Annotated in this window: 2 protein-coding genes; one reads left to right on the forward strand and one right to left on the reverse strand. The window is 41.0% G+C overall.

All coding sequences use genetic code 11. The features are described 5' to 3' along the window. Positions 1-12 precede the first annotated feature (12 nt). Entirely contained in the window at positions 13-627 is a 615-nt protein-coding gene (locus tag AC1DRF_RS23510) for an NAD(P)-dependent oxidoreductase (protein ID WP_477741831.1), read from the reverse strand. Positions 628-1,162: 535 nt separating this feature from the next. On the opposite strand from AC1DRF_RS23510, the gene AC1DRF_RS23515 reads away from it, so the two are divergent. After that, on the forward strand, positions 1,163-2,380 hold a 1,218-nt coding region (locus tag AC1DRF_RS23515; RefSeq protein WP_477741832.1), incomplete at its 3' end, for a hypothetical protein.

Raw genomic sequence — 2,380 nt, forward strand, 5'->3', positions numbered from 1 at the left:
CCTTTAGAACACTTAATACGAAAGACTTAGTGATTTTTTTATATGCCTGTTGTTTTCTACGGCTTGAAGAAGAAAGTGAGCGACGTCAGAACGGCTGATGTTGCGTCCGTTTTCTGGTATGCTAGCTTCTCCTATACGATAATACGTAGTTAATGGAYCGCCCGTTAAACCCATTGGTCGAGCAACAGTCCAGTCGAGCCCGCTTACCTTCAAGAGCTTCACGGCTTCGTGATGATCGCGAAGCACATTTTTTAAAATACGCTGAGCAAGCCAGCCCGTCATGCCTGGAATTTCTCCGTCGATTCCGGCAGAAGCCGTGTAGGCGATACGCTGAATTCCGTTTTCATTCATACATTGAATCAGCAGATTTGTCGTTTCTACTAAAAGGGTAGAATGCCCTAGATTTTCGGTTCCAAGACAAGAAATTACTGCATCACACCCTCGCATGGCCTGACACACTTCATAATAATCAAGCACGTCGCCTTGTATGATGTGTACGTTCGCATGCGTTATCTTAAGCTTAGATGGATTTCGCACAAATGCTTTTACATAATGTCCGTTTTTAATCGCTTGCTTTATTAATTCCTGTCCGGTCCTGCCGCTTGCGCCAATCAAAAAAATGTTCATACGATCAACCCTTTCGTTTCAATGTAGGTAGTAAAAACGAAATTTTCTTTTACCATAACACATTTTTCTCGATTTAGCTTGTCAAAACATAAAAGCTGCTTACGAGATTCACCAAAGTAAGAGGTATCCTCTGTTCTTTTTTAAAACTTATGTCATAGACTGTCTAGAAAACAAAGAAATGTACGAACGGTTTATAAAGGTGTTTAATACTATAGAAGCGAAAGGGTATTATAGGAATAAGGGACGAACAGAAGGGGCGATGCACTATGAAAAAATCGGTAAGCCGAGCACGTATCATCATAGTACTAATAGGTTTCCCGCTCATCTTTTTCATTATGGCGCTTGTGACGGGTGAGTGGCGATATATGACTTGGACCATTCCGCCTGCACTGATGTCATGTTGGACGGCACTCTTTGTATTAAGGAAGCAAGAAGAAAGGTAACAGGAAATTTGAACTATTGCATCGAATTTATAGAAAAAGTATAAAATGATAGAAAGCTATAGTAAGAAAATTTAATGAAGGACGGTGTGAAGATGAACGGACAACAGTTATTGTATGGGTTGCTTACGTCTAAAGGCGATATCCTAAGAGCTGCTTATGTGTTATGTGACCACCGCATTTATACGGAAATGTCAGCACAGTATCAGCAAACGGAGCATACGGATTTTCAAGCGTCATTGATAGAAGAAATGAAATTGCTTGAAAAACAGCCTGAAGTAGACATGCATCTGCATATTTTGCTTGAAATGGCGAAGTTTTTTGAACTTCCTGTTTCCCATGCTACAACAAATGGCGAGCTGTACGAGTTAAGCGATAACATTGGAAATTTGCTTGTATCTAAATACAATGAGCTGTTTTCAATTGCACGCTGTCATACGCTGGAAGACGTAATGCGCCATCAAATCCGACTGTTCTTTCATCTAATTGATTCGCAATACATGATTGCTACAAATCGTCAGCAAGCTGTGTTTCAGCAGCAGCTGATGAATTGGATTGAACAGCTGCCCCCCATGTATCAGGAAAGAATGATTGATGCATTAGGAGAATATCAGCAGGAAGCACTTGTGAAACTGCTGCAAAAAAAAGGGACAATTGAACTGTACAAACAGCTTCCTCCGCACGCATACCCTGCTATTTCAGACCTTATGGCAACCGTAATGAGTATCTTTATTCCCGTTAATTACCCGCCAGCACTGCTATTTAGTATGAATGCGCCGCTGTTTTTAATGGCGAGCTTTGAAAGTCATGAAATTATTGCAAAACGCAGAGAAGCTGGAACTTTTTTGCCGCTGTTATTGGTAGTTGTTCAGCTGATGTGGACGTACAAGCTTGAGCATCAGGATGAGCTGTTGAATTATCAGTCTCTGCTGATCAAGTGGTCATCTGTACACACAGCGTATCAAGATTATATGAAAAAGAAAGAGCAGTCACTGTTTGACCGTGAACGGTTAGACAGCTTTATTTATAAAACAGAGCAGTATGTTAAGCAGCTCCGAGCTACGGAGAAAAAGACGGTGAAGCAAATTGAAACGCTCAAAACAGCCATTCGCCATCAGCTTGATGAAATGGAGCTCACATCGTTAAACGGAGGGCTTGTGCTTCAAAAAATGATTGAAGAGCATGAATCATTAAAACAAGATGTAGAAGAACTGCAGCGCAAGCTTTCGATTAAAGGTGATTTCTTCTCTAAAGTAAGACTGACGTTCCGTTCTGCAGAACGAGCCGTCAAAAGCAAAGTGAAAGAAGTAGAG

The sequence above is a fragment of the Priestia sp. P5_B4 genome (genome assembly GCF_056400385.1).